The organism is Desulfoplanes sp. PS50 (assembly GCF_053851535.1).
Map to the genome: position 1 here is coordinate 50,372 of NZ_JBSPZA010000006.1, position 21,745 is coordinate 72,116.

Below are 21,745 nucleotides of genomic sequence, written 5' to 3' on the forward strand. Positions count from 1 at the left end.
CAACCAAGCAACACTCCGACATAAACTCTTCATACCAGTCCCTGCGGACATCCGAGGTTATCATGTCCAAAAAAACATGTTCCTGTACCATTGAAGAAGCCCTGGAAGAAATCAAACAGGGTAAGATGATTATTCTGGTCGACGATGAAGACCGGGAAAACGAAGGCGACCTGTGCATCGCGGCAGAAAAGGTCACCCCCGAGGCCATCAATTTCATGGCCACCAAGGCCCGAGGGCTGATCTGTCTGGCCCTGGCCCCGGAAATGGTCGACAAGCTTCAGCTTCCCCTGATGACCCAGCGGAACACTTCGAAATTCGGTACGAACTTCACCATCTCCATCGAGGCCGCCCAGGGAGTGACCACGGGCATCTCGGCCTATGACCGCGCCACCACCGTACTCACAGCGGTTCAGGATAACGTCACGCCTGAAGACATCGCCACGCCCGGGCACATGTTCCCCCTGCGCGCCCGACCCGGCGGGGTTCTGGTCCGGGCCGGACAGACCGAAGGAAGCGTGGATATTTCCCGTCTCGCCGGTCTCAAACCCGCAGCGGTGATCTGCGAGATCATGCGCGAAGACGGAAACATGGCCAGACGTCCGGCCCTGGAGGAATTCGCGGCCAAGCATGACATCCGCATCGTCACCTGCGAGGACCTGATCCGCTACCGTTCCAAATTCGACTCCCTGGTCTACCGCGTGGGCGAGGCCAATCTGCCCACCTGCTACGGTGATTTCAGGGCCATCGCCTTTGAAAGCGATATCGATGACTACACCCATATCGCCCTGGTCAAGGGAGAATGGGAAGAGGACGAACCGGTCATGGTCCGGGTTCACAGTGAATGTCTGACCGGGGATGTCTTCGGTTCCCTGCGCTGTGACTGCGGTGGCCAGCTGCAATCCGCCATGCGCATGGTTGAGGCGGAGGGCAAGGGGGTCGTCCTGTACATGCGCCAGGAAGGCAGGGGCATCGGCCTTGGCAACAAGATCAAGGCCTACCATCTGCAGGATCAGGGAAGAGACACTGTCCAGGCCAATGAAGAACTCGGATTTGCCCCGGATCTTCGGGATTACGGCATCGGCGCGCAGATCCTGGTCAATCTGGGCATCTCCAAAATGCGACTCATGACCAACAATCCCAAGAAGATCATCGGGTTGGAAGGCTATGGCCTGGAAGTGGTCGAACGGGTGTCCATCGAGATTGACCCCTGCAATGAAAACGAGTTCTATCTTCTGACCAAGCAGGAAAAAATGGGCCATCTCCTTCATCTCAAGGAAAAGGCCAAAAAAAAGAAGCAGGCTGAAAAAGCGGATAAAAAAAATGCGCAATAGCCAGGGCACAGTGCACAGCAAGAATTCAATGACTTTCAAGTGACATTGATGGAAAAACCATGCCCTGTGCGTGTGTTTATAGAATCCAACAAATACCAGTAATTCCCGACGTAATTTGCCATAAATGCAATCATCTCCGATAGATTGATAGGGGCAATTCACGAATTGCCCGTTGTATCGAACCCGGGGAGGCGAGAGAAAACACGCATTGCGGCATAGACCGGGAGACAATAAACATTTAGCACCTTCGGAGTTAACCATGCACCATATCACAACCATCGAGGGCAACCTGGACGCCAAGGGGCTCAGATTCGCCATTGTCGCCGCACGGTTCAATGATTTCATTGTGGATCGTCTGGTCGGCGGGGCCGTTGATTATATCGTCAGAAATGGCGGATCACGTGATGATCTGACCATTGTCAGAATTCCCGGGGCCTTTGAGATGCCCCTGGTTGCCAAGAAGCTCGCTGCAACCGGAAAATACGACGGCATCATCTGTCTGGGCGCGGTCATTCGCGGGGCAACCCCGCATTTTGATTTCGTGGCCTCTGAGGCCGCCAAGGGCATTGCCCATGTCTGTCTGGACACCGACATACCCATCGGGTTCGGCGTCCTGACCACGGACAATTTGGAGCAGGCCATTGAACGGGCCGGGAGCAAAGCTGGCAACAAGGGCGTGGAAGCGGCCGCAGCCACCCTTGAATCCATCCGTGTCCTGGAGCAGATTTAGACTATGGCCGGCAAGACTTCCCGACGCAAAGAGCGTCGTTTCGCATTCCAGGTCCTCTACTCCATCAATTTTGAACCTTCCCCGTCCATAAAGGGTGCGGAAGCAACCTTTGCCAATTTTCTGGAAACCGACGAACAGACCGAGCCGGCAGCGGATATGCCTTTTGCCCGCAGTCTGGTTCAGGGAGTGGTCGCCCATATCCAGGAACTCGACGCGATCATTGCCCGGTTTTCCAAGCACTGGAAACTCTCGCGCATTGCTCACGTGGAATTGACCATCCTCAGACTGGGGGTCTTTGAAATGATCCACGTCCCGGATGTTCCTGTCCGGGTGGCCATCAACGAGGCCATTGAGCTGTCCAAGGATTTCGGAGATGATAATTCCAGAAATTTTATCAACGGCATTCTGGACGGAATCGCCAAGGACCTGGCCCGGCAGTCCGGTTGTGACGACAAGAAATAACCTCACGGTATCAATCCGTGTACGCCCGTGATTCAAGACGGTTCTACGGATAATCCGGTACTCCCGGTGAAATCCGCTTTTCACGTTACCATGCAAGGAATAAACATGTCTCTTTCTCACTACGATCCGGAAACCATCGAAAAAAAATGGCAGGCGCTCTGGGAAACCAACCAGACCTTCCATGTCGAAAATGTGAGCGACAAGCCCAAATATTATGTCCTTGAAATGTTTCCCTATCCTTCAGGACGGATCCATATGGGCCATGTACGCAACTACTCCATCGGGGATGTCGTCGCCCGGTTCAAGCGCATGCAGGGATGCAATGTTCTTCATCCCATGGGGTGGGACGCCTTTGGTCTCCCTGCGGAAAATGCGGCCATCAAGCACAAGACTCATCCTGCCAAATGGACCTTTGAGAACATCGACTACATGCGCACCCAGCTCAAACGACTGGGGTATTCCTACGACTGGTCCCGGGAACTGGCCACCTGTCATCCCAAATATTACAAATGGGAACAGCAGTTCTTTCTCAAGCTTCTGGAAAAAGGGCTGGTGTACCGCAAAAAGGCCCCTGTCAATTGGTGCCCTTCCTGTCATACGGTTCTGGCCAATGAGCAGGTGGAAGACGGTTTGTGCTGGCGGTGTGACTCCGAGGTCGTGCACAAGGAACTCTCCCAGTGGTTTCTCAGGATCACCGAGTATGCCGACGAGCTCCTGGACTGCCTGACCACCCTTGGCAAGGGATGGCCCGAGCGGGTCCTGACCATGCAGCGCAATTGGATCGGCAAGAGCCACGGTATGGAGATCGATTTCCCCATCGCGGACAGGGATCAATCCATCACCGTATTCACCACCCGCCAGGATACCCTGTTCGGGGCCACGTTCATGAGCCTTGCCCCAGAGCATCCCCTGGTGGAGAGCCTGATTGAGGGCAAGCCCGAGGCCGAGGCGGTTCGGGCCTTCAAGGACAAGGTCGATCGGATGGACAATATCGTCCGTACGGCCGAAGACCTGGAAAAGGAAGGGTGTTTCACCGGCAGCTATTGCATCAACCCGGTCACCGGGATCAAAATGCCCGTCTTTGTGGCCAATTTCGTGCTCATGGGCTACGGCACTGGAGCGGTCATGGCTGTTCCGGCCCACGACCAGCGTGATTTCGAATTCGCCCGCAAGTACGATCTGCCCATGACGGTGGTCATCCAGCCCAAGGACGAAACCCTCGATCCTGCCGCCATGACCGAGGCCTATGCCGATCCCGGTTATCTGACAGGTTCCGGGGAATTCGACGGGCTGTTCAACGAAGAGGCCAAGGAAAAGATCGCCGTGACCCTGGACGCCAAGGGCATCGGCAAAAAAACCGTCAATTACCGGTTGCGCGATTGGAACATCTCCCGGCAACGGTTCTGGGGAGCACCCATCCCCATTGTCTATTGTCCTGAATGCGGTGCCGTGCCTGTCAATCCGGCCGATCTGCCCGTGGAACTTCCCCAGGACATCACCACCCGGGAAGACGGAAAATCGCCTCTGCCCGACTATGCACCCTTTGTGGAGACCACCTGCCCAAAATGCGGGAAAAAGGCCCGGCGGGAAACCGACACCATGGATACCTTTGTGGAGTCATCCTGGTATTTTGCAAGATACACGGACGCCAGGAGGACCGAATCGGCCTTTGATCAAGAGGCCATCTCCTATTGGATGCCCGTGGACCAGTATATCGGTGGTATTGAACACGCCATCCTGCATCTTTTATATGCCCGGTTCTGGGTCAAGGTTCTGCGGGATCTGGGAGAAATGGAAGGGGTCGACGAGCCCTTTGAGAATCTGCTCACCCAGGGCATGGTCCTCAAGGACGGGGCCAAGATGTCCAAATCCAAGGGAAACGTGGTCGATCCGAACAATCTGATCGCACACTACGGCGCCGACACCACACGGCTGTTCTGCCTGTTTGCCGCGCCCCCGGAAAAGGATCTGGAATGGTCCGATGCCGGTGTGGAAGGAGCCCATCGGTTCTTGAGCCGGCTGTGGCGTCTGGTGGACGAGCTCCTCCCCCTGCTCTCTCCCTGCGGTCCGACCCGAGCGGTTGAAGGACTCACCCTGACCACCGAGGAGAAGGATCTCCGTCGCAAGGAACACGAGACCGTGCTCAAGGCGACCACGGACATCCAGAACAAATTCCAGTTCAACACCGTCATTGCCGCGGCCATGGAGATGGTCAATCATCTCTATAAATCCAAGGAGATGCTGAAGACCTCGGAGAATGGTCCCCTGCTCCTTTCTTCGGCCATCAGTTCGGTGTTGACCATCCTTGCCCCGATCACCCCGCATGTCTGCGAGGAACTCTGGCAGGCCATGGGATATGAAGTACCCCTCTCCGAACAGCCCTGGCCGGATCATGATCCCGCAGCCCTGACCAAAGAAGAGATCACTATCGTGGTCCAGGTCAATGGCAAGCTCAGGGGCAGGATTTCCGTTGCCGCAGATGCGTCCAGGGAATCGGTCCAGAAAATCGCATTGGCCGATCCCAATGTCTGCAAGCACATCGAAGGCAAAACCATACGCAAAGTCATCGTCATCCCGGAGAAACTGGTCAATGTGGTCGTCGGTTAGAACATTCGCAATCTGGTTCGTCCTGGTCTGCGTCCTGGCAGGGTGTGGATATACCTTCAGTGGCATGGCACCCATCGAACTCCCTCAGGGGCAGAAACTGCTGTGCATCACCAAATTCGAGAATCCCACCACGGAACCGTGGCTTGAGCCCTCCCTGCGGGCTGAACTCAGGGATGAATTCACCCGAAGAGGCCAGGTCAAATGGGTCAGTAGAAACGAGGCAGAGACCCTGGTGACTATCCGGGTGATCCGGTACAGTTCATCGAGTACCCTCAAGGGATCGGATGACGAGACCGTGACCTCGGCCGTCCAGCTGACCACTGCCGTTGACATGTACAATGCGGCTGATCGCACCCTGATCTGGACATCAGGAACCATCAACGTGTCTGAATCCTTCAGAGGGAATTCAGGAGAACCAAAAGCCCGGGAGGACGCTGTCCGTCTGACTGCGGAAAGAATTGCCGATCGTCTGGGACAGGCCTTTTAAGCACAAGGTGAAGCCAACAATGTGCATGGAGCTTCACATCTACCGACACAACCGAGCAACCACCATCCGGCCACGGGAAAATTCCCATGGCCGGATGTATTGATGTATCTCATATCTCCTCATACCATCCCCCATTCTCCCAACCTTCAAGCCCCGGGAGTCGTCGTGATCCATCCTTCATCCCCCGCATCTCCCAGCGACCAGCGTCCCGGATTCAGTTTCTGCATCTGTCCGGATCCCGAACGCCTCAGGGCCCATATCCGCTTCGTCCTGCAGCACAACGCAAAGACGGATTGGGAACAAAAGATATTCTGGGGGGATGAGGACCTTCCTTCTTCTTTCTGGGAAGCCCTTTCCGTGCCGAACCTCATGGGTCCACCTCGGGCCCTGGTTCTGCGCCGGGCCCATGGACTGACCGTGGATTTCTGGAAGGCCCTGACTCCCCACCTCAAAGGATTCAAACGGTCCATCTGGCCTTTTTTCTGTCTTGAAGGGGCATGGACCAAGAACAAACCGACCATTCCCAAAACCATCCAGTCCAGGCCCTACTGGAAGGTGGCCGCAAACAATCAATGGATCTGGCAGGATCCCGGACTGACCCGAAACAACCTTCCCCGGGAAGTCAGTCAATGGGCCCGAACCCATCAGATAAGCTTTGAGCAGGGGGTCCTGCAGGCCTTTTGCCAAAGCCTGCCCCTGGAAACCTTTGCCCTGCACAACGAACTGGAAAAACTTTCCCTGCACCTGGGCTCGCGCAAGACAGTCTCCCAGGCGGACCTCGTCCTGTTCGAACATCCCATGGACATGGACATGTTCACCTTTCTGCGATCCATCCAGGACAGGGGACAACGGTTCACCGTCTGGAAAAAAATCCTTGCCGATCACGGGAGTTCCGGCTCCGACATGCTTTTTCCCTTTCTTGGCCTGCTGACCTGGGAAACACGAACCATGTGGCAGCTCGCCTCGGGAGAAGACAACGCGGTTCGGCTTCCTCCGTCTATCAAATCCATGAAAAAAAACATGGCCTCCCGACTCGGCCTGCCCAAACTGGCCCGGATCTTTGATCTTGTCCTGGATGCAGAAACCTCGGTCAAATCCGGCCGCAGAACACCGGATCAGGCTCTGGAATACATTGTCCAGGAACTCATGCGCGTGTTTTCGTGATTATTTCCGCAACCCGGGGTTGCCCGATAAAGGATTCGTACCTATATGGAAAATCAATCAAAAAAACCGCATTATCATCACCATCGCCAGCGCCTTAAAAAACGGTTTGCCAAGAATGCCACCGAGCTGGCTGACTACGAGATTCTGGAACTCCTGCTCACCTATGCCATCCCGCGCAAAGACACCAAAGCCCAGGCCAAGGCCCTGCTCGAGCGGTTTGGCAGTCTGGGCGGCATTTTTCAGGCCAGGGATTCGGAAATAAAGGCCATTGAGGGGATAGGGGATGCAACGATCCTCTTTTTCCGGGTTTTGGAGGAATGCCGGGCCAGGACCTCCCAGACCCCGCTGGCGAAAAAGGCAAGCTTCTCCCATCCCGGTGAGGTCTGCGACATGGTTACTGCCAGGCTGGGACGGTGTGAACATGAAGAATTCTGGACCATCCTGCTGGACAACAAGAACCGGCTCCAGGCCTTTGAAAAGGTGAGCAAGGGGACCATTGATCAGGCACCGGTCTACCCCAGAGAGATCATGACCCTGGCCCTGGAACATCGATCCAGTGCCATCATTCTGGTCCACAATCACCCCGGTGGCGATCCGACCCCCTCTTCACAGGATATCCAGCTGACCAACAAGCTGAAATCCCTGGGCAGGGAAATGGGCATCAGGGTCCTTGACCACATGGTGGTCGCGGATAACACGCATTACAGTTTCATGGAACACGGTCTCATGTAAAAATGATCAGCCCATTGAATAAACCCCTCTATTGGGTTATATGAATGGTAACATTCGCTGGTTTTCGATCTTCTTAACCAAGGGGGAACTCCATGATCAAAAGTCTGCAGTGCATTGTCAGCGGAAAGGTCCAAGGCGTTTATTTCCGTGCCTGGACCCACGACCAGGCCAAGGCCCTGGGGCTGAACGGTTGGGTCAGAAATCTGAAGGAAAATCAGGTTGAAGTCCTACTCCAGGGACCCGAGGATACATTGGAAGAGATGAAAAAACGACTTATCAGAGGCTCCGAACTCAGCAGGGTCGAGAATCTCGATGCCAAGTACATTGATTACGACAAGCAGCACACCTCCTTCCAGATCCGGGGGTAACTCACCGATTGACAACAAGGTGCAGTTTTCGAGGTCACGGGTATCACCTTCGACATTAACGATTATCGCTTGGCCATTCCTGAGCAGGGAAAATGACGAAACCAAGGACCCGTAAACACGCTATGGGGTCATCGATACCCGGATCACAGTTTTCACAGGATGTTACTACATCCATGGCCACCTCTCCGTGGGGCTTGCCAGCCGATACAAGGCTACGCTGGCAAGCCCCGTAACGTGTCCTCTTTTCGATATGGAACAAGAAGAATCGCAACATTATCAGATGCTCCTGCAGGCAGTAGCCGCACACAGGTTTGCTGAAATATTTTTTTACCGCATTGGCAATCACGGACTTGCCCCCGAAGACCGTTGCGCCCCCAAGCGGATCACATCTTCAACTATCCGACAATCATCTTGATCGAGGAGTGAACAATAATGAGTGATGACAAAAAGGATACAACCCCGACACCGCCTTCATCTGAAAATCCAGATGAAACCTCTGCTGCGGATGTCGAAATACTCGACAACGAGAATCCGGGCGAGGCAGATATCCCGACCTCTCTGCCGGTCCTGCCCGTGCGGGACATTGTTGTCTTCAACTACATGATCCTCCCCTTGTATGTGGGACGGGAAAAAAGCGTTCAGGCCATTGACGAAGCCCTGAACAGAAACAGATACGTCCTCATCTGTACCCAGAAAGATGAAGACGTTGAAGACCCCGAGGCCGACGACCTTTTTACCGTGGGTACCGTGGGAATGATCATGCGCATGCTCAAGATGCCCGATGGTCGGCTCAAGGTTCTGGTCCAGGGTCTTGCCAGGGCCAGGGTGAAGGAATTCACCCGCCACCAGCCGTATGACGAAGCCCGCATCGAACTGATCGAGGAACAGGAAATCTCGGAGCTCGGACCAGAACAGGAAGCCCTTTTGCGCACGGTCAAGGAACAGACAGAAAGGATTCTCTCCCTGCGCGGCATCGATACCAGCGAGATCATGGCGGTTTTAAACAGCGTCAATCAGCATGGACGTCTGGCCGATCTCGTGGTCTCCAACCTTCGCGTCAAACCCTTGGATGCACAAAAAATCCTTGAATGCGAAGATCCTGTGGAACGCCTTATCCTGGTCAACGAACAATTGACCAAGGAAGTCGAAGTGGCCTCCATGCAGGCCAAGATCCAGAACATGGCCAAAGAAGGTATGGACAAGGCCCAGCGGGAGTATTTTCTCCGCGAACAGCTCAAGGCCATCCGCAAGGAACTCGGAGATATCGGTGAAAACGGAGAAGGTGGCGAGTTCGACGATATCCGCAAAGCCCTGCACAAGGCGGGACTGCCGGCTACGGTCAAGGCTGAGACGGAAAAACAGCTTTCCCGTCTCGAATCCATGCATCCCGATTCCTCCGAGGCCACGGTCATTCGGACCTATCTGGACTGGATCGTGGATATCCCCTGGAAAAAAATCTCCAAGGACCAGCTGGACATCAACAAGGCAAGCGCCATCCTCGATGAGGATCATTACGGCCTGGACAAGGTCAAGGAACGCATCCTGGAGTATCTGAGCGTCCGCAAGCTCAATCCCAAGATGAAAGGACCGATCCTCTGTTTCGTAGGCCCTCCCGGAGTCGGCAAGACCTCCCTTGGCAGATCCATTGCCCGGGCCCTGAATCGAAAATTCGTGCGCATGTCCCTTGGCGGCATGCGTGACGAGGCTGAAATCCGTGGTCACCGACGAACCTACATTGGAGCCATGCCCGGTCGGATCATTCAGGGAATGAAAGAAGCCCAGACAAGAAATCCCGTGTTCATGCTCGACGAAATCGACAAGGTCGGCCAGGATTTTCGAGGCGATCCATCTTCAGCACTGCTTGAGGTCCTCGATCCTGAACAAAACAACACGTTCACGGATCACTACCTGAATGTCCCGTACGATCTGTCCAAGACCATGTTCATCTGCACAGCGAATATGCTTGACACCATCCCCTCCGCGCTGCTGGACCGCATGGAGGTCATCCGGATCACCGGGTACACCCAGCAGGAAAAGATCAAGATCGCCAAACGCTACCTTCTGCCCAGACAGATCAAGGAAAACGGGATCAGGAAAAAAGACATCCTGCTCAGCGATGCGGTCATCGGCAAGGTCATCCAGGAATACACCCGTGAAGCGGGTCTGCGCAACCTGGAACGGGAACTCGGCAGTCTGTGCCGCAAGATCGCCCGCAAGATCGCCGAGGGCCAAAAAGGACCCTTCAGGATAACCCCCAAGGGTGTGACTAAATTGCTGGGGTTGCCCAGGTTCATGGACGAAGACAGGGACAAGGACCTGCCACCGGGCGTTGCCCTGGGACTGGCATGGACCCCCTATGGGGGAGAAACCCTGTACATCGAGGTGAGCATCCTGCCCGGCAAGGGCAAACTCCTGCTGACCGGAAAACTCGGTGATGTGATGAAGGAAAGCGCCCAGGCGGCCTTGAGCTATGCCCGGAGCCGGGCCGAAGAATTGGGGCTGGACAGCGATTTCGCAGAAAAAAAGGATATCCACATCCACGTACCTGCCGGAGCGACCCCCAAGGATGGTCCGTCAGCCGGTGTCACCCTGGTCACGGCGTTGATCTCCGCCCTGACAGGGAAATCGGTCCGAAGCGATGTGGCCATGACCGGCGAGATCACCTTGCGAGGCAGGGTCATGCCTGTCGGCGGGATCAAGGAAAAGGTCCTGGCAGCCGTTGGCGCGGGACTGAAAAAAGTGATCATCCCGTCTCAAAACGAGAACGACTTCAAGGAAATCCCCCAGGAATTGCGCCGCAAGATCCAGGTCAAGGTAGTCGAAAACATCGACGAAATCTGGCCCGAGGTGCAGACGGATTAAGAGCTATAGGATACAGGATCGATATATAATCGTTCCCAACATCTCGACGACAAGGGCGGACCCATGGGTCCGCCCTTTCTTGTGTCGTCATGATGAGATACACAAAGCCAACATGGTGGAGATTGGAAAAAAAATCCTTGTATCCAGTTAGTCCTCCCAGGACGTCGCATCCTTGCTGATTTCACGGTACAGATCGGCCAGCAGGACCACGCCGAGGATTCGTTCTCCGTCCTCCACGATGGCCCGGCCGCGTCGATAATCCAAAAATATTTCCAGGACCCGGGCCAGCGGCTCGTTAGGATTGATCCGGGGAACATCAATCTGCATGAAATCCCTGATCTCCACCTGGGAGCAGGTCACGCAGGCATGCTTGAAGGCACTGTCCCAATTCACATCTCGCTCGGCCATATTTATACTCTTCAGTAAACAGGGGCCAATAGCCTGGATGATGTTCCACATGGAAAGAACCCCTTTGAAACGCTTACGGTCCTTCGACAAAACCACGACAAAATTATTGTCCGGACTTTCACTCCGGCTTTCCTGGAGGGCCCTGATGACGCTGGTCATACTGGCATCCTCGGTAACCGCAGGATATTCCTCCCGCATGACATCCCAAGCCCGTTTACGAAGTAGCATGCTTCCCCCTCTCTATGTTATGCATCGGTCGTGATCGCGTGGTCGCGCCCTGAATGCGTGACAAAAACTGATTCTCTCAATCAAAATCGGCGAGCAGTCCGCCGATATGCATGGTCTCGGTCAGGGAGACCTGCTGATATTTCTTGCGGATCTTCCACAGGGCCTGCTGGAGCTGATCATTGGCGATCCCGTTTCTTGTGGCGGTATAGGCCTCGATAAAGGCGGCCAGATCATCACAGATCTTGAGCATGAACCCATCCTTGGGGTCAAAGGCATCCGTGTTGTACGTGTGCTGGAGTTGTTCCCATTCGACTTCCCGGGTATCGCATCCCTGACAGATCGTTGAAGCGAACTCCGATCCCACCTCAACCCCCAAAAAATATTTCAGGCGACGCGAGAGATCAAAATACCCTCCCTGCTCCAATGTACTAAATATCTTGGAGTCCAGCTCCTTGAACTCATACTCCTTGATCAGATCACCGATCCGCTTCACGGAACTCTTGACCGGCGAGATGATGTCTCGGGTCAACAATTCCGGAATATCATGAAACAAACCGGCAAAAAAATTATTCACTCTTCTGGCCGTGCACGCCCCGACCATCAGGCTGAAAAAATACCCGTAACAGGCCACGATGAACATGTGGCCGAGTACCGCTGTTTCAGGGATGCGTGGGGTCTGGGACCAGCGCTGCTGGAAACGAAGCTGACCGCATAATTGGGCAAACCTGCCAAGAGGTGACCGGTTTTCCTGCATGAGTTCGCGTACCCCGATGAGATCATAAAACCCTGCGATCCCCTGGACAAAATTCTCCTCGATTTCATCCATCTCCTCGTCTTTAGGATTGAGATCCTTTATAAGATGAAACTCCCACTGGCTGGCCATGAGATGGGATGCGTCCAATATTCTACTCGCAAGATCATCCTTGGGAGAACCATCATCATAATGGTCACACAGCCCCCTCCAAAACGCATCTCCCAGGGATTGCACCCGTGGCTTGAGCTGTTCGAGAACCCATCGGGTCAACTGTTGGTAATGGGCAGGATTGGCCTTGATCTGATAGAAAACAGGGGGTTTGATGTCTGTGATCACCAACCGGTATAAATAATCGTAGATCCCTCCCCGAACAATGCGATCACCAAGATCGATAAAGTCCTTTTTGTCCAGATGCTGACCGTTGAGCATATACAGCATCCAGGCCATGATCATCTTGTGGGCCTGCTTGTCCACCTCCATGAGCTCCATGGGACGCATCTTGTCGTTCCACCGCTTCATGGAGGTTCCTGAAAAAACAAATTGGAGCAAACTCTTGCGAATACCGGGCATTCCGAGGGCCTCGCTGTTGCGTAGTTGGGGTCGATGGCCAACATTCTCCATCGGGTTCCATTGATAACACATACCTTAACCATACGAAAGGTATAAAAAAATCGCAAGAACAACTGCCATGGTTTTCAGGGCCGATTCATTGGCATGGCTGGTACAGGACGTTTTGGCCGGCTTGAAACTCCCTTACAGACCGCGTGACATCAGGTTTTTTACTCAATAAAAACAAGAGGTTTTGAAATATATCAGGCAGCGATCGGATGAACGATACCAGGCTCTGTCAAACAGACTAAACCGCCCCAAAGGGGTTGGACCAGCCACGGCATTCCCGACACCTGGGTGCGAACAAATGTGCCTGGCCATGATTTTCTTTCTTGAACTTTCGGGGCAAAAGATTTATCAGCACCCTGCTTCTACATTGGATCTTTCCCACGATTCCCCAGTTTCAAAAAAGTCCTTCCGGGCTTTTCCAAATGGTCATTTGATTGATAATGACCTCACATATCTATCGGCCTCCAGCCGGTCAACGACCTGCAGGACATCTCGAGGATGGCTTTGTTTTGCTTGACATATCCCGAGGAATCTCCTAGCTGGTCTCTTTTCAGTTTGTTACAGGAGCTCACGCAATGAAGACATATAGTCCCAAAGCAAGTGAATTGCAGCATAATTGGTATGTTGTCGACGCCACGGACAAGATCCTCGGCCGTCTGGCAACGGAGGTGGCTGTTTATTTGAGAGGCAAGCACAAGCCCGAATTCGCACCCCACATGGATAACGGCGATTTCGTCATCGTTGTCAACGCCGATAAAATCAAGGTGACCGGCAACAAGCTCACCCAGAAAAAGTACTATCGTCACTCCGGCTACCCCGGAGGGCTCAAGGAAACCAATCTGAATACCCTTCTCGGTACCAAGCCGGAACGGGTCATTGAGCACGCAGTCAAGGGCATGCTTCCCAAAAACGCGCTGGGCCGGGCCATTTTCAAGAAACTCAAGGTCTATGCCGGTCCTGATCATCCGCACGCGGCCCAGAATCCCGCTTCCCTTGATATCTAAAAATCCTGCACTTCGGAGAAGAACACAATGAGTCAAGATTTCTTTTATGGCACAGGACGTCGGAAAAGCTCCGTCTCCCGGACCAGATTGTACACCGGCAGCGGCCAGATCATCGTCAATGGCCGTTCCATCGACGACTATTTTCCCAGGGCCACCCTGCAGCTGATCATCCGTCAGCCCCTCAGGCTGACCAAAACTCTGGATAAATTCGATATCAAAATCCGCGTTGCAGGCGGCGGACTGACCGGTCAGGCTACTGCGGTGCGTCACGGCATCAGCAGAGCTCTGCTCGACTACGATCCCGAATTGCGCCCTGTTCTGAAAAAGGCCGGGTTCCTGACCCGTGACCCCAGGAAAAAGGAAAGAAAGAAATACGGTCTGCGCGGCGCCCGTGCACGCTTCCAGTACTCCAAGCGTTAAGCCGTCACAGCTTGCATCAAATGGGTATACAAAGGCAGGGCAGATGCGCCCTGCCTTTTTTTTTGTTTACATCCTTCGATCGTCTCCAGCCTCTCCTGCCATGGCCACCAAAAAACACATCTCCCCACGCGCCCTGTTCGCCGACACAAACGGTCAGATCTACGATCATCCCGAACTGCTCATGGTTTGCAGGCGGGGTAACCAATTTTCCTTGCCCAGGCCGGACGAACTCATCCCCCTGCCCGCAGAAAGCGATCTCTATCTGTTGCCCGGACGCAACGCTCTGGGGCTTGATCCTGAAACGGGACAGATGGAAGAGATCGAGGAAGGAACCGCTGTGGCCGGCTTTGTCTGCCCCTCCTACACGCTCTCGGCTACCACAGCCTACCAGACCCGTGAAAGTGCTCCGGCCCTGCCTCTTTTTGCCTACGGGGCCATCGGCTACGCCGAAGGCAGATTCTGGGTCACGGCCAAACAGGTGGATACGGACAAACGCCAGGTCTTCTCCCATATCCCCTGCGAACGGATTGAGACAGGTGCCAAGCGGTTGATGAAAAAATTTCCAGACAATCGACTGATCACCCACCTGGCCAAATGCGCCCTGACCTATGGATGTCCTGCGGCCAAAAATTTTGCCCTGGGCCGATTCGAGGCCCCGCTGCCCACCTCCCGATCCTGCAATGCCCGGTGCGTGGGATGCATCTCGTTGCAGCCCGAAGACTCGGGGTTTCCCTCTTCCCAGAACCGGATCACCTTCCGGCCGACCGTGGAGGAAGTCTGCCAGGTCATGCTCCATCACAACGCCCGGGAGAAACGGGCCGTTTACTCCTTTGGGCAGGGATGCGAGGGCGAACCATTGACCGAGGCGGCGCTTCTGGAAAAATCCATTGCCCGATTCAGGGCCGAAGGGGGCAAGGGCACGGTAAACATCAACACTAACGCCAGTCTCCCGGAAACCATGGCCCCTCTGGCAAAGGCCGGCCTCTCCTCCATCCGGGCGAGCATGAACAGCGTGCAGGAAGCTATCTATAACGCCTATTATCGCCCGGCCTCCTTCACCTTTTCCGATATCAAACAAACCATCCTCGAGGCCAAGGCGCATGATCTCCATGTTTCCCTCAACTACCTCTTCTTTCCCGGACTCAACGATACCGAGGCCGAACTTGCATCTCTGATCGGCTTTCTTCAGGATACCAAAGCCGATTTCATCCAGATGCGCAATCTGAGTCTGGATCCGGAGATCTATCTTTCCCGCCTTCCCCAATTGGAGCAGAGTCCTGTCATGGGGCTCAAGAACTTCATGAAACGGATCAGGAAAAACTGCCCCTGGATCAGATTCGGCTATTTCAATCCCTATCTCGGGAAATAGGAGACACCGTGGAGTGCTCAGACCACCCCATCTTTTCAACCCGGTTCTATCCGGTGCGGATCTACGAGACGGATCCTACCGGCAAGGCCACCATCATCAGCCTGATCAACTATTTTCAGGAGGCAGCGGCCCAGCACGCCCGGCAACTGGGATTTCATCCCGACCGGCTTCGCGAACACGGGGTAGGCTGGGTCATGTCCCGTTTGTGTATCCAAGTGGACCGCTATCCCGCGGCCGAGGAAGACATTCGGGTGACCACCTGGCCCCTGGCCCCCAGACATAAAACAGCGTTCAGGGACTTTCTTTTAAAGGACACGGACAGCAATGTCCTGGCCCGCGCCACAAGTGCCTGGCCGGTCATGGACCTTACCACCCGAACCATGACCGATCTGCCCGCACTCTTTGCCAATATGGTCCCGCCCGGCGGCCCTTCGGCCCTGCAATTCCCCTCCCGCACCGTGCCCAAACTGAAAACTCCGATCCATCGCGTCGCCCGTACGCCGGGGTTTCTCCATCTGGATATGAACGGCCATGTCAACAACGTCCATTTTGCAGCCTGGGCCCTTGAGGCACTGCCCTGGGAGTTTCGCCGCACCCACAGGCTCGCGCTGCTGGACATCGTTTTCCGCAACGAAATCCGTCAGGAAGATACCATCACCGCGGGCTGCGCGCCCGATGCAGACGATCAGTTCGTCTGGCTTCACAGCTTGGTCAGATCGGACGATTCCACAGAAATCGCCCGGCTCAGAACGCAGTGGGAATAAACGGTTCAATGCCGGACGACCCCGCGACCGATCTCGTTGGGACCTAAACTACCGGGGACCAAGCCGGTCATCCGGACCGTCTTACAAGCACTCCCGCCTACCTGAACGCAAAGAGAAAGCCCGACTTCCGGAACCGGAAGTCGGGCTTTTGACATGTTGCGTATCCGCGCAGCCAGCGATCGGTGACGAGGCTATTTCCCGGCCATCATGGCAGCGACGTCGCCCTCGACATCGCCGATGGGCTTGATGTCGAAGTTTTCCACGAGCACCTTGGCCACATTGGGAGAAAGGAAGGCGGGCAGCGTGGGGCCGAGGCGGATCCCTTTGACACCCAGAAACAGGAGGGCCAGGAGCACGGCAACGGCCTTCTGCTCGTACCAGGCGATATCGTAGGAGATGGGCAGCTCGTTGATGTCTTCCAGGCCGAAAACCTCTTTGAGTTTCAGGGCGATGACCGCCAGAGAGTAGGAGTCATTGCACTGTCCGGCGTCCAGGACCCGCGGGATACCGCCGATATCTCCCAGATTGAGTTTGTTGTACCGGTATTTGGCACAACCGGCCGTGAGGATGATCGTATCCTCGGGCAGGGTCTCGGCAACCTCTGTATAATAATTTCTGGTCTTGTGGCGACCGTCACAGCCGGCCATGACTACAAAACGTTTGATGGCACCGGACTTGACAGCTTCAACAACCTTGTCGGCCAGGGCCAGAACCTGATGGTGGGCAAAACCTCCCACAATCTTGCCGGTCTCGATCTCTGTGGGCGAAGCACAGGTCTTGGCCTGTTCGATGATCTTGGAGAAATCCTTGACCCCGTTTTCTTTTCTGTCGGCGATATGGGTAACACCGGGATAGCCGGTCATGCCCGTGGTGTAGATCCGATCCTGATAGGTGTTGTTCTTCTTGATCGGGATCAGACAGTTGGTGGTCATGAGGATGGGACCGTTGAACGATTCGAACTCCTCATTCTGGTGCCACCAGGATCCGCCGTAGTTGCCCACGAAATGCGAATATTTCTTGAATGCGGGGTAATAGTTGGCCGGAAGCATTTCGCCGTGGGTGTACACATCCACCCCCGTACCTTCGGTCTGTTTGAGCAGTTCTTCCATATCCTTCAGGTCATGGCCGCTGATGAGAATACCCGGATTGCTTCCCACCCCGATGTTCACCTCGGAGATCTCGGGATTGCCGTAGGTCGACGTATTGGCCTCATCGAGAAGGGCCATGGTGTTCACAGCCGTTTCACCGGCCTTCATGACCATGGCGACCATCTCGTCAACGGACAGTTCTTTGGTCGTCGAGGCCAGGGCCTCCATATAGAATCCGAAGACATCGTTGTTCGTATATCCGAGCACTTCGGCATGCTCGCCATAGGCGGCAATCCCCTTGAGACCGATGACCAGGAGTTCGCGCAGGGAGCGGACGTCCTCGTTGGCGGTGGAGAGTACGCCCACGCTCTTGGCCTTTTCGGCAAATTCCTCGGGATCGTCCGATGTCCAGGTGGCGGCATCGGGAAGCTCCCCTTCCAAGGCATCGGGATGGGCGGCCAGGATACGCTCTTTGAGATCATCCCGGAGTTGCAACCCCTCCCTGACCATGGCGATGAACCGATCGTCATCCCAATTGGCATTGGTGATGGTGGAAAAAAGGGCCTGGCCGATAAAATGGGCTTCCCTGCCGATATCCATGCCCAGTTCAAAAGCCTTTTCACCATACACGGCAATACCCTTGGTCACAAAAATTAGCAGATCCTGAAGATTCGAGGTATCTTCGGGTTTGCCGCACATGCCGCGAACGGTACATCCCTGATTTTTTGCGGTTTCCTGGCACTGAAAACAAAACATGAGCTGTCCTCCTGGTTATAGAGTCACGGTTGTGTTCGTCTGTATGAGTTCAACCTACTGTATTGGAGTGAATCTTCCTTGACCTGGGTCAAGACGAAAAAATCGATCTGAAATTTTTTGCTACCATACTGGTGCAAGGAAAACAATTCTCATTCCAGTGGACGACAGGGCACATTTGTTCTCATGCAGGAACCTGAAATATGATGGCCGGCTTGCCCCGCTTGGGACGGCTTGACTGTCTGAGCGAGCCAGGCATCGTTCATCAAGCCGTTGCCTGACATCTTGCCCGTGCGGCTTGTTTTCATGGAGCAACGGCTTGATGGTACGAGACCGGCGAGAGAGTTTCAAACCGTCCCAAGCGGGGCAAGCCGGCCATGAGAACACATCAGCCCTGCAATAAACGAAAAAAAGCCTCCCGGATCAGAGAAATCCGGGAGGCTGAGTGATCCTACACAACGGTTGTGACTAATCGAGGACGTCGAACCGTTCAAAACTCATGGACAACCCGGCCCGGCCCTGGGTGGCCGAACGAAGGGCCGTGGAAAAACCGAACATCTTACGCAGCGGGGCCAACGCCTGCACGGTCTTTTGGCCGGCCCGATCGAACATATTCTCGATCCGGGCACCCTTTGTTCCCAACAGGGAGATGCAATCGCCCACAAACTCCTCGGGAACCCCTATTTCAACGGCCATGATCGGCTCCAGAAGCAGGGGGCCCGCCTTGGTCATAGCCTGCTTGAGCGCGGATACCGCTGCCATGCGAAACCCCACCTCGGTTGATCGCTTGTCCGTATCGGCAAGTTGAACAATGCTCACCAAAACATCCTGGATCGGATACCCTTTGAGCACCCCGCTCTGCAGTCCATCTTCGACACCCTTGATGGTTGCCTCCAGAAACGAGGCCGAACAGGTAGTTGCGTCAACTTCGCTGATGACGCGGTTGCCGTGTCCGCGCTTCCTGGATTGCACGGTCAAACGGACACCTCCATGGTGCCAGTTCTCGCCGAGTTCCCTTTCAAAAACCGCTTCGGCCTCGCCCGCACCTGCAACGGTTTCCTGAAACACAACCTGGGGGTTGCCCGCACGCATATCCACCTTGAACTCGCGTCTGAGCCGCTCCAGAACAACATCCAAATGCAGCTCGCCCATGCCCGAAAGGATGATCTGGTCGGTATCCTTGTCCCGGTCCGAAACAAGGGTCGGATCCTCCTGAAGGAGTTTGTCCAGGGCCAGGACCAGCTTTTCTTCCTCACTGGCATTTTTGGGTTCCAGGGCCAGAGAAATCACCGGCTTGTACCCACTGATTCGTTCCAGAATGATCGGGTCACTTCGCTGGCACAGGGTATCAGCGGTCCTGGTGTTCTTCATGCCGGCAGCAGCCACAATCTGTCCGGCCCGGGCCTGGACCAGTTTTTCGCGATGATCGGCATGGAGCAGAAATAATCGCGCAACACGTTCATCCAGATCCTGGGTGGCATTGTACACTGTCTGACCGGCATCGATGGTTCCGGAATAGATGCGCATAAGAACCGTCTTGCGGCCCGAGGCCATGCTCACCTTGAAGGCCAGGGCGGAGAGGGGTTCCCTGGAAGACGGCTTGAAGGAACAGGGGTTCTTGTCCCTTGGATCGATCCCCTGGGCCGTTGGAACATCCAGAGGCGACGGCAGATAGAGATTCACCCCGTCAAGAAAAGGCTGAACCCCGATATTCTTGAGGGCTGATCCCGCGAACACAGGGACAAAGCTCATGGCCAAGGTCCCTTTGCGGATAGCCTTTTTGAGCAGATCAACCGATATATCTTCTCCGCCGAGATAGGCTTCCATAATGGCATCGTCCTGCTCTGCCAGGGTTTCGAGAACCTTTTCCCGCCATGAAAGGGCGAGTGCCTCTTCGTTTTCATCCAGGGGCTGGAGGGTGTAGTCCACTCCCTGCGTTTCCTGATCAAAAACGATCTTACCCATGGAAAGAAGATCGATGACCGCCGTGAAATCGCTTCCCTCACCCACTGGTATCTGCAAGGGCAGCGGAACCACATGCAGTTTGGTTCGCATGGATTCCAGTACCGCCGCGAAGTTCGCTCCGGGCCGGTCCATCTTGTTCACAAAGGCCAATTTGGGAATCTTGTATTTGCTCGATTGGCGCCACACGGTTTCACTTTGGGGCTCGACGCCACCCACGGCGCAGAAGACCCCAACCGCGCCGTCGAGGACACGCAGGCATCTGTCCACCTCGATGGTGAAATCCACATGCCCGGGAGTATCGATGATATTGATCTCGTGATCCCCCCAACGGCACGAGGTGCAGGCCGAGGCAATGGTGATCCCGCGTTCCTGCTCTTCAGGCATGAAATCCATGGTCGCGCTGCCGTCATGTACCTCACCCATGCGATGGATTCGTCCGGTGTAGAACAAAATACGCTCGGTCAGGGTTGTCTTGCCTGCATCAATGTGAGCAATAATGCCGATATTGCGCAGTTTCTCGAGATAGGAATCAGGTGAGGCCATTGGTTTTCTCCTCATGGTCAAAGACTTCTTCATGCCACACGACCGTGGATCGGGTAAAGGACTGAGGGGTGATCCCCGGCCAGAGCCAGCCCCCTTCCTGCCCCGGTCCAAAGGTCGGGGCCGTTGGAAGTAACGAGAGCTGATCAGTGTGCGGAAGAAAGAACGTCCCGAAATCACTACCGACAAACGATTCAAGGGGCTCTTCGAGTGGTATGAACTGGTCGGAGAGATTGTCGGGGATCGAGCCGCCTACATACATTTTGGTGCCTGCCAGTGTCCAGGCGATGGTTTCGAAATCCCAGGTGACATGCTGATCGACCCAAATCCCTGCACGCGGGACAGAATCGGCCGACCAGAAATCAATCCCGGGCATCACGGTCTGCAGTCCGGATGCAGCAGCGGTCCTGCCGAGGCAGCAAACCTTTCCCAGCGGTCCAAACGTTTCCGGAAGATGTTCGAGCACCTTTGCCAGACGATTTCCCTGACCCGTCAGCACGACTTCCTGTCCGGCCAGTTCCATGACTGCAAGCAAAGGGGCCGGAAAAGGGATGGCCCCGGACATCTCACGGGCAACACAAACATGTCTGGTTCCGGAAAGCATCATGGGCATGAGCACGGACACAAGCTGGCTTGAAGAGGCAAATTCCTCGGCAAGGAGTATCAGCGACCAGTCAAGAGGTCGGGTAAACGTCGTGGTGGTAAATCCCTGGTCCCAGCGAACCCTTTCCGAATGCTCACACCCCCTTTCTCTTCCCCAGAAAAGATAGAGTTGAGCGATCCATTTCTTGAGGACGCTCCGCCTGTCCGCATCAAGAGCGGCATAGGCCTCGGCAAAGAGTTCGTCATCAACCTGCAAGGCTTCCAAGTCGTGTGATATGTCCATACATTTCCCCAGCGTCTCCATCACTTCCCATGAAACAGCATCATCTCGTGCATCAGATACGAAAATAGCGGCTTACGCCGCTATTTTGTATTGCTTGTCTGAAGACTACGTCAATGGATATCACCCTAAAAACGACATCCGCTTTGTTTATGCATTACGAGCTCTAAATGTCCGGGCTGCAAGAATCCTGCGTAGGATGCAGGCA

Annotated in this window: 18 protein-coding genes; 13 read left to right on the forward strand and 5 right to left on the reverse strand. The window is 54.9% G+C overall.

Annotated elements, in window-relative coordinates; genetic code table 11:
• Positions 1-62 precede the first annotated feature (62 nt).
• The 9 genes from ACTVJH_RS04145 to lon all read left to right on the forward strand — a co-directional run bounded on the left by ACTVJH_RS04145 (position 63) and on the right by lon (position 10,743).
• Positions 63-1,331 (forward strand): bifunctional 3,4-dihydroxy-2-butanone-4-phosphate synthase/GTP cyclohydrolase II, encoded by a 1,269-nt coding sequence (locus ACTVJH_RS04145; protein WP_455987760.1) that lies wholly within the window; start codon positions 63-65, stop codon positions 1,329-1,331.
• 259 nt (positions 1,332-1,590) lie between these two features.
• Positions 1,591-2,061, forward strand: coding sequence for a 6,7-dimethyl-8-ribityllumazine synthase (ribH, locus tag ACTVJH_RS04150; protein ID WP_455987762.1), 471 nt, complete (start codon positions 1,591-1,593; stop codon positions 2,059-2,061).
• A 3-nt stretch (positions 2,062-2,064) separates the two neighbouring features.
• A complete protein-coding gene (gene nusB / locus ACTVJH_RS04155; protein ID WP_455987764.1) occupies positions 2,065-2,523 on the forward strand; it encodes a transcription antitermination factor NusB in 459 nt (152 codons plus the stop codon).
• Between the two features lie 105 nt (positions 2,524-2,628).
• Entirely contained in the window at positions 2,629-5,130 is a 2,502-nt protein-coding gene (gene leuS, locus ACTVJH_RS04160) for a leucine--tRNA ligase (protein WP_455987766.1), read from the forward strand.
• On the forward strand, positions 5,114-5,617 hold the full coding sequence (lptE, locus tag ACTVJH_RS04165; protein WP_455987768.1) for an LPS assembly lipoprotein LptE: 504 nt from the start codon (positions 5,114-5,116) through the stop codon (positions 5,615-5,617). Before leuS ends, lptE begins: the two co-directional genes overlap by 17 nt.
• Before the next feature lie 102 nt (positions 5,618-5,719).
• Entirely contained in the window at positions 5,720-6,781 is a 1,062-nt protein-coding gene (locus ACTVJH_RS04170; protein WP_455987770.1) for a DNA polymerase III subunit delta, read from the forward strand.
• A 45-nt stretch (positions 6,782-6,826) separates the two neighbouring features.
• Positions 6,827-7,513: a RadC family protein gene (gene radC / locus ACTVJH_RS04175; RefSeq protein WP_455987772.1), complete on the forward strand. Its 687-nt coding sequence runs from the start codon at positions 6,827-6,829 to the stop codon at positions 7,511-7,513.
• A 92-nt stretch (positions 7,514-7,605) separates the two neighbouring features.
• The gene (locus ACTVJH_RS04180) at positions 7,606-7,881 is read left to right on the forward strand and encodes an acylphosphatase (protein WP_455987774.1); all 276 of its coding nucleotides are present in this window, start codon (positions 7,606-7,608) and stop codon (positions 7,879-7,881) included.
• Between the two features lie 432 nt (positions 7,882-8,313).
• Positions 8,314-10,743 carry an endopeptidase La gene (gene lon / locus ACTVJH_RS04185; protein ID WP_455987776.1) on the forward strand — a complete coding sequence of 810 codons (2,430 nt, stop codon included), beginning with the start codon at positions 8,314-8,316 and terminating at the stop codon, positions 10,741-10,743.
• Positions 10,744-10,890: 147 nt separating this feature from the next.
• Here the strand turns inward: lon and ACTVJH_RS04190 are convergent, their stop codons facing one another.
• Both ACTVJH_RS04190 and ACTVJH_RS04195 read right to left on the reverse strand, forming a co-directional pair.
• Positions 10,891-11,379 carry a CBS domain-containing protein gene (locus ACTVJH_RS04190; protein WP_455987778.1) on the reverse strand — a complete coding sequence of 163 codons (489 nt, stop codon included), beginning with the start codon at positions 11,377-11,379 and terminating at the stop codon, positions 10,891-10,893.
• A gap of 76 nt (positions 11,380-11,455) precedes the next feature.
• Positions 11,456-12,703, reverse strand: coding sequence for an HD domain-containing protein (locus ACTVJH_RS04195; protein WP_455987780.1), 1,248 nt, complete (start codon positions 12,701-12,703; stop codon positions 11,456-11,458).
• A gap of 623 nt (positions 12,704-13,326) precedes the next feature.
• On the opposite strand from ACTVJH_RS04195, the gene rplM reads away from it, so the two are divergent.
• The 4 genes from rplM to ACTVJH_RS04215 all read left to right on the forward strand — a co-directional run bounded on the left by rplM (position 13,327) and on the right by ACTVJH_RS04215 (position 16,308).
• The gene (gene rplM / locus ACTVJH_RS04200; protein ID WP_455987782.1) at positions 13,327-13,755 is read left to right on the forward strand and encodes a 50S ribosomal protein L13; all 429 of its coding nucleotides are present in this window, start codon (positions 13,327-13,329) and stop codon (positions 13,753-13,755) included.
• A 27-nt stretch (positions 13,756-13,782) separates the two neighbouring features.
• Positions 13,783-14,175, forward strand: coding sequence for a 30S ribosomal protein S9 (gene rpsI, locus ACTVJH_RS04205; protein ID WP_455987784.1), 393 nt, complete (start codon positions 13,783-13,785; stop codon positions 14,173-14,175).
• 100 nt (positions 14,176-14,275) lie between these two features.
• Positions 14,276-15,544: a radical SAM protein gene (locus ACTVJH_RS04210; protein WP_455987786.1), complete on the forward strand. Its 1,269-nt coding sequence runs from the start codon at positions 14,276-14,278 to the stop codon at positions 15,542-15,544.
• A gap of 8 nt (positions 15,545-15,552) precedes the next feature.
• Positions 15,553-16,308 carry an acyl-[acyl-carrier-protein] thioesterase gene (locus tag ACTVJH_RS04215; RefSeq protein ID WP_455987788.1) on the forward strand — a complete coding sequence of 252 codons (756 nt, stop codon included), beginning with the start codon at positions 15,553-15,555 and terminating at the stop codon, positions 16,306-16,308.
• 191 nt (positions 16,309-16,499) lie between these two features.
• Here the strand turns inward: ACTVJH_RS04215 and hcp are convergent, their stop codons facing one another.
• The 3 genes from hcp to ACTVJH_RS04230 all read right to left on the reverse strand — a co-directional run bounded on the left by hcp (position 16,500) and on the right by ACTVJH_RS04230 (position 21,540).
• Positions 16,500-18,152 (reverse strand): hydroxylamine reductase, encoded by a 1,653-nt coding sequence (gene hcp / locus ACTVJH_RS04220; protein WP_455987790.1) that lies wholly within the window; start codon positions 18,150-18,152, stop codon positions 16,500-16,502.
• 465 nt (positions 18,153-18,617) lie between these two features.
• Positions 18,618-20,657, reverse strand: a complete 2,040-nt coding sequence (gene fusA / locus ACTVJH_RS04225; RefSeq protein ID WP_455987791.1) for an elongation factor G — start codon at positions 20,655-20,657, stop codon at positions 18,618-18,620.
• Complete coding sequence (locus tag ACTVJH_RS04230; RefSeq protein ID WP_455987793.1) at positions 20,644-21,540, reverse strand: hypothetical protein; 897 nt, start codon at positions 21,538-21,540, stop codon at positions 20,644-20,646. The genes fusA and ACTVJH_RS04230 overlap by 14 nt, the downstream gene beginning before the upstream one ends.
• Positions 21,541-21,745 lie beyond the last annotated feature (205 nt).